The sequence below is a fragment of the Thiomonas sp. genome, from assembly GCF_054608695.1.
Genome location: NZ_JBTRXV010000044.1, coordinates 26,162 through 32,161 on the forward strand (window position 1 = coordinate 26,162; position 6,000 = coordinate 32,161).

Below are 6,000 nucleotides of genomic sequence, written 5' to 3' on the forward strand. Positions count from 1 at the left end.
GTCTCCGCCATCAACCCCGCGCTCGATTCGATAGGCCCCCGGGGTCACGCCGAAAGCACGTTTGAAATGCCGGTGCAGATGCGACTGGTCGGCAAAGCCCAGCGCCGCAGCAACCTTCGCCGGAACTTGCCCGCGCCGCAGCAGGGTCTTGGCCTGGGCCAGTCGCCATTGGTTGCGCCAGGCGTGCGGCGGCATGCCGACATCGCGGGCAAACACCCGGTTCAAATACCACGGGCTCAAGCCCACGGCGCTTGCCAACTCGGCCAGGCCCAGTGCTGCCCCGGCATCGGCGCGCAGCAGGTCTTGCGCCCTGCGCACCGCCGTGGTTTCGCGTCCGAGGCGGCGTGGTTCAACCCCGGCGTGCCGCAGCAGCAAATCGCCCATCGTCGTGCGCCAGGCGCTGGCGCGGCGCAGGGCATCGGCTTCATCATGCAAGAGCACGTGCAGGCGGCGCAACGCTTGGAACAGCGGCGGGTCGGTGAGCACCACGGCGCCGAAGGCGGGGGGCGCTTCGGCTGCGCCTGGCAATTCCGCCATCAGCGCGGCCAGCAGGTGCGGCGCGGGATAGAACACGCGGTAGCTCCAGCCCCATTCGCAACCGCGCTGCCCGGTATGCAACGCGCCCGGCGGCACGATCACCATGCTGCCCGCCGGAGCCAGCCATGTGTCGGGGCCGCAGCGGAATTGCTCGGCACCCTGCTCGATCAGCGCGATGACATAAGTGTCATGCACATGCGGCGTGAAGCGATGCGCCCAGTAGCTCGCAGTAAGCATCTCCATGCCCGCAAAATCCGGTACGAAGGCGAAGCGGGCTTGTTCGCGTGTAGGGTCTGCTCGGGGCATGGGTTGCGAGCCTGCTGCGTGTGTGGCATTCCAAGGACTTCAGCACGACGTATGGTAGGCCGGCATAAGCACCGCAAAGGACGAGAATGGTGTGGTATCCACTTCCGCATGCAGATGTCGATCGACCATGAAACCTGTTTTGATGGTGACGGGCGGCAACCGCGGCATCGGCGCGGCCACGGCGCGACTGGCCGCGATGGCGGGTTATGCCGTCTGCCTGAGTTACCGCAGCCATGCCGACGAAGCCGCCGCGGTGGTGGCGGAGATACGGATGGGTGGCGGTGAAGCCGTCGCGGTCGCTGCCGATGTGGCGGTGGAGTGCGGGGTCTCGCGCTTGTTCGAGCAGGCCGACGCCCTGGGGCCGCTGCGGGCGCTGGTGAACAACGCGGGCATGCTGGAGCCGCAGGCGCGGGTGGCGGAGATGGACGCCGCGCGGCTGACGCGGGTGTTCGCGGTCAACGTCATCGGCAGTTTTCTCTGCGCGCGCGAGGCGGTGCGCCGCATGTCCACCCGGCAGGGCGGCGCGGGCGGGGCCATCGTCAATGTCTCGTCCGCCGCGTCGCGGCTGGGCTCGCCCGGCGAGTACGTGGATTACGCCGCGTCGAAAGGGGCGATCGACACCTTCACCATCGGCCTGGCCAAGGAGGTGGCGGCCGAGGGCATCCGCGTCAACGCCGTGCGCCCCGGCGTCATCCACACCGCCATCCACGCCAGCGGCGGCGAGCCCGGCCGGGTGGAGCGGGTGAAAGCGGGCGTGCCGATGCAGCGCGGCGGCCAACCCGAAGAGGTGGCGCAGGCCATCCTCTGGCTGCTGTCGGACGCGGCCTCGTATTGCACCGGCAGCCTGCTCGACATCAGCGGCGGGCGCTGACATCACGGAGACGGACCATGTACCTGCCATTGCATTTCGCCCAGCCCGACGCGCTGGCCCTGCGGGCCTTGATGCGCGACCATCCGCTGGCCACTCTCATCACACACGGCGCGCCGGGGCTGGACGCCAACCCGGTGCCGCTGCTGTGGCTGGACGACGGCTCACCGCATGGCCTGTTGCGCGGCCATGTGGCGCGGGCCAACCCGGTGTGGCGCGACACGCCGCCGGGCAGCGAGGCGCTGGCCGTGTTCCACGGCCCCGACGCCTACATCAGCCCGAACTGGTATGCCACCAAGCGCGAAACCGGCAAGGTGGTGCCGACCTGGAACTACGCCGTGGTGCACGCGCGCGGCCCGCTGCGGGTGGTGGACGATGCGGCTTGGCTGCGCGAGCTGGTGACGATGCTGACCCGCACCCACGAGGCCGCGCTGCCCCACCCGTGGGCGGTGAGCGATGCGCCGCCGGACTATATCGAGCGCATGCTGGGCGCCATCGTCGGCATCGAGCTGCCGCTCAGCAGCCTGCAGGGCAAGTGGAAGGCGAGCCAGAACCAGCCAGCCGAGAACCGCGAGGGTGTCGTGACCGGACTGCGCCAACGTGGCGGAGCGGCCGATCAGGCGATGGCCGATGTGGTGGGGCGCGCAGGTTGAGACAGCGCCCTCAGGAAAACGCCGGGCCGCCCCAAGTTTTCTTGACCCCCTTGGGGGGCGGCTGCTGCAAAGCAGAAGCCTGGGGGCTCTCGTGAGAAAACGCCGGACCGCCAGCCGCCAGAGTCGGCTGGCCTTCGTGCCGTCCAAGCCTGCCACTGGCAGTGGCAGGCTTGGAGCCGCGGCACTCAGCCCCAAGTTTGCTCGGGAGGCGCGGCGCGGAGCATGCGCCGAGGCCATTCGCATGGCGCGCAAACAGGCGCAGGCCTGTTCGCTGGTCCATGCTCATTCCCCTCGGGGGGCCTGACGCGCAGCGGCAGGTCTGGGGGCCCTCTCAGGTGATGAGCCCCTGGTGCATGGCGTAGCGCACCAGATCGGCGTCCTTGTCCAGGCCCAGCTTGGCCATGAGCCGGGTCTTGTGGGTGCTCACGGTCTTGCCGCTGATGTGCAATTCCTCGGCAATGCCGTTGACGCTGCTGCCTTGCGCCAGGCGCATGAAGACCTGCATTTCGCGGTCCGACAGGCGCAGGTGCGGCGTCTCGGTGCTGTCGCCATCGTCGAGATGGATGGCGAGCTGGTCGGCCACGACGGCGGTGAGATAACGCCCGCCGCGCGCCACTTTGCGGATGGCCTCGATCACGATTTCCGGGCTGCAGCCCTTGGTCAGATAACCCGCTGCGCCGTTGCGCAAGGCGCGCAGGGCGAACTGCTGCTCGGGATGCATGCTGAGGATGAGCACCGGCAGGCCGGGCTTGACGAGCTTGATGCGCTTGAGCAAGTCCAGGCCGTTGCCGTCGGGCATCGACAGGTCCAGCAGCACCACGCTCCAGTCCTCCTCGCGCATGCGCTGCAGCGCCTGGCCGGGGTCGGCGCACCATGCGGCCTCGATGGAGTTGGCCTGCAGAAACCGCGCCACGCTCTCGGCCAGCAAGGCGTGGTCGTCGACGATGAGCACGCGCAGGCTGAGCTTAAGCATGGCCCGGCTCCTGGGGCGGCAGGCAGACCCGGACCATGGCGCCGCCTTCTGGCGCCGGGCCGTGGCTGAAGCTGCCGCCCATCAGCAGCGCGCGCTCGCGCATGCCGCGCATGCCATAGGTCGGCCGCAACGCCTCGGCAGGCGCCGCGGCTTGCGGCACGGCAAAGCCCTTGCCATCGTCGCGCACTTCCAGGCAGATGCCCTCGGGCCCATCGGCCAGCTTCAGCCACGCCTGGCGGGCCTGGGCATGGCGCGCAATATTGGTCAGCGCCTCCTGGGCGATGCGAAAAATCTCCGTCGCCATCAGTTCCCCAATCGGCGCTTTCAACCGGGCGCTGCAGCGCAGGCGTATGCCATAGCGCGCGCGGTGCTGGTCGGTCAGCCAGCGCAGCGCCGGCTCCAGGCCGAGATCGAGCACGCTGGGCCTGAGTTCCGCGGCGACGCGGCGGCCCGAATCGGCAGCGGCGTCGATCAGCCGGTCCATGTTCTCGAACAGCTGCGCATGGGCGGTGCCGCCGGGCTTGCGCAGCAGATGATGCAAGGAGGCCAGATCCATTTTCAACGCCGTGAGCACCTGCCCCAGGTCGTCGTGCAGGTCGCGCGCCAGGCGTGCCCGCTCCAGCTCGCGCACGGATTCGAGCCGCACCGCCATGCTGCGCAACTCGGCCGACATGTCGCGCAACTGGCTTTCGCGCAGATGGCTCTGGCTCACATTCAGCATGATGCCCACCGACTCGGCCAACAGCGGGCCGAGCGGTCTGGTTTGCGCCCGGATATTGACCCATTTCGGCCCATGCGGCGTTTGCAGCCGCCCCTCCCAGTTCCACACGCCGACAACCGCGCTGGCCTGCAGCTTCGCATGAAATGCCGGCAGGTCGCGCGCGTCGATCAGGCTGAGGAATCCGGAGCCCTGCGCATTCAGCCTCTCGTAGGCAAGGCCGCAAACCGCCAGGCAACAAGCGCTGGCATAGGTGAAATGCAGTTGGTCGCCGGCATGCTCCAGGCTGAAGACGAAGCCAGGCAAGCGCTCGATCAGGTGACAGGCCTCGGCGGCCGGCAAGGCAGGGGACGGCGCAATTTCCGGCGGCCGCCCGACATGGCTGGGCTTGGCGCCGGTGGCGGGTTCGGTGCGTGAGTCGCGGCTGCCTGCATGCATGGCTTCAAGCCCGAGTTGGCGAGGCGAAACGGAACGGATCCAAACCTTGCAGCAGCACTGCATACGGCCGCGGTGTGTTGACACCAGCGGAAGCTGCGGACAGGTGCTTGCAAATGTAGGCATCGAGTTTTCGAGCTCTCGTGGCGGTGCGGACCCCGGAACGGCACCCCGCGCAACCGAGGGAATTGTCGGATGCCCTGCCGCGCCCAGGCATCCCGCAAACATGGGTTGTCAGAATATTCCGACACGCGATTCAGTCGATTGCTGACAGTTGCAATCTGAAATATCCGATGGTGACGTGCCCTGGCGCAAACCAGAATTCAGCCATCGAAATCCGGCAATCCTTCACATCCATTTGCCAGGTTTGCGGCTTTTGTCACCCATCAGCCGACAGTGGAGCACAACGCGTGAAAACTTGGCATGCCCCCTTCATGGCGCTGGTCGGAGCCTTGGTCATCGGCCTGAGCTGTGGCCAAGCCGAAGCCGCTGCTGAAACAGCCGTTGACGCGCAGAGCAGTGGGCCATCAATTCTCGCTTCACCGCACGCACCTGGATCCATGGGCCGGATGACAAGGGCATTATCAAATCTAGAAATGTCAAGCCATTACTGGGCAGGCACCCTTTAGAAAAAGTCTTCCAGCGGGCTGGCGCGGTTTTCAACAACCATTTTGATTTGAACGGTCAACCGCGGCAGCAAACCTATCAAACAAACGGTATGGCCAACGTATTGACGGCCGACGGTTCGATCAGTGACAGGGTTTCATTTTCAAAGAACGCTTCTTATTCCGGTTTCGGCTGGGGGAATCAAGGGCCAACAGAAGGCTGGCAGTTCAGGAGTGACATTGGCGTGGCTTATCAAGGGCAGATCAATGTGACGACCGCGGGCGAAGGTGTTCTGAGCCAACCTGGATTTTCAGGCCTGATTCAGGCCGAACAGGCGCAACTCCTGAGCACATTAAGTCGATATCGTTGGCATCTGGTTCTCCAGGTCGGTATGGCCTACCGTTTTTGAGACCGACCCGCCAGTTATTCTATTTGTTTTTGTGGATTGGATTTCATGAATACCCATTATTTAAAAGTCAGCGCCTTGGCCATCTTTTTTGCCGCGATTCTGTCCGGTTGCGGTGGAGGGGCGGCAAGCACGGTCGGCGCGGCAGGCACGACGACATTTGCAGCAACCGGCGTTGTGCCATGCAAACCCACAGTCAGTAATTCGTCCAATTGCGCCGTGAGTGCCGCAGTCGACGGTGCGCCCGCATCGCCAACCGCAACTCCGCCCGCAACCACAACCACGACGTCAACCGCAACTGGCGCATCGCCAGCGCCAACCCCTTCTTCCTTTCAGTCCATTCCCACCCCCTGGCGAGTGTGGCAGCCGGTGACGCCGGTGACGCCGCCATCGACGACGGGCAAGACCTACTACGTCAGCACCAGCGGCAGCGACAGCAACAACGGGCTGAGTCCGACGACGGCCTTCGCCACGCCGCAGAAGGCGGCAACGGTGGTG

6 protein-coding genes and 1 pseudogene are annotated in these 6,000 nt (G+C 66.0%); 3 read left to right on the forward strand and 4 right to left on the reverse strand.

All coding sequences use genetic code 11. The features are described from left to right. Positions 1-39 precede the first annotated feature (39 nt). Positions 40-843: pseudogene (locus ACYCUK_RS14325) on the reverse strand (AraC family transcriptional regulator); the annotation flags it as partial. A 127-nt stretch (positions 844-970) separates the two neighbouring features. Here ACYCUK_RS14325 and ACYCUK_RS14330 point away from each other — a divergent pair. Together ACYCUK_RS14330 and ACYCUK_RS14335 are read left to right on the forward strand one after the other, a co-directional pair. Beyond that, positions 971-1,714, forward strand: a complete 744-nt coding sequence (locus tag ACYCUK_RS14330; protein ID WP_461595385.1) for an SDR family oxidoreductase — start codon at positions 971-973, stop codon at positions 1,712-1,714. A gap of 17 nt (positions 1,715-1,731) precedes the next feature. Next, entirely contained in the window at positions 1,732-2,364 is a 633-nt protein-coding gene (locus tag ACYCUK_RS14335) for an FMN-binding negative transcriptional regulator (protein ID WP_461595386.1), read from the forward strand. A 331-nt stretch (positions 2,365-2,695) separates the two neighbouring features. Here the strand turns inward: ACYCUK_RS14335 and ACYCUK_RS14340 are convergent, their stop codons facing one another. Continuing rightward, entirely contained in the window at positions 2,696-3,337 is a 642-nt protein-coding gene (locus ACYCUK_RS14340; RefSeq protein ID WP_461595387.1) for a response regulator, read from the reverse strand. After that, positions 3,330-4,493, reverse strand: a complete 1,164-nt coding sequence (locus tag ACYCUK_RS14345; protein ID WP_461595388.1) for a sensor histidine kinase — start codon at positions 4,491-4,493, stop codon at positions 3,330-3,332. Before ACYCUK_RS14345 ends, ACYCUK_RS14340 begins: the two co-directional genes overlap by 8 nt. A gap of 673 nt (positions 4,494-5,166) precedes the next feature. Between ACYCUK_RS14345 and ACYCUK_RS14350 the strand changes: the two genes are divergently transcribed. Then, positions 5,167-5,505 (forward strand): hypothetical protein, encoded by a 339-nt coding sequence (locus tag ACYCUK_RS14350; protein WP_461595389.1) that lies wholly within the window; start codon positions 5,167-5,169, stop codon positions 5,503-5,505. 56 nt (positions 5,506-5,561) lie between these two features. On the opposite strand, the gene ACYCUK_RS14355 is transcribed toward ACYCUK_RS14350, so the two are convergent. After that, a complete protein-coding gene (locus tag ACYCUK_RS14355; RefSeq protein ID WP_461595390.1) occupies positions 5,562-5,714 on the reverse strand; it encodes a hypothetical protein in 153 nt (50 codons plus the stop codon). Positions 5,715-6,000: the final 286 nt, after the last annotated feature.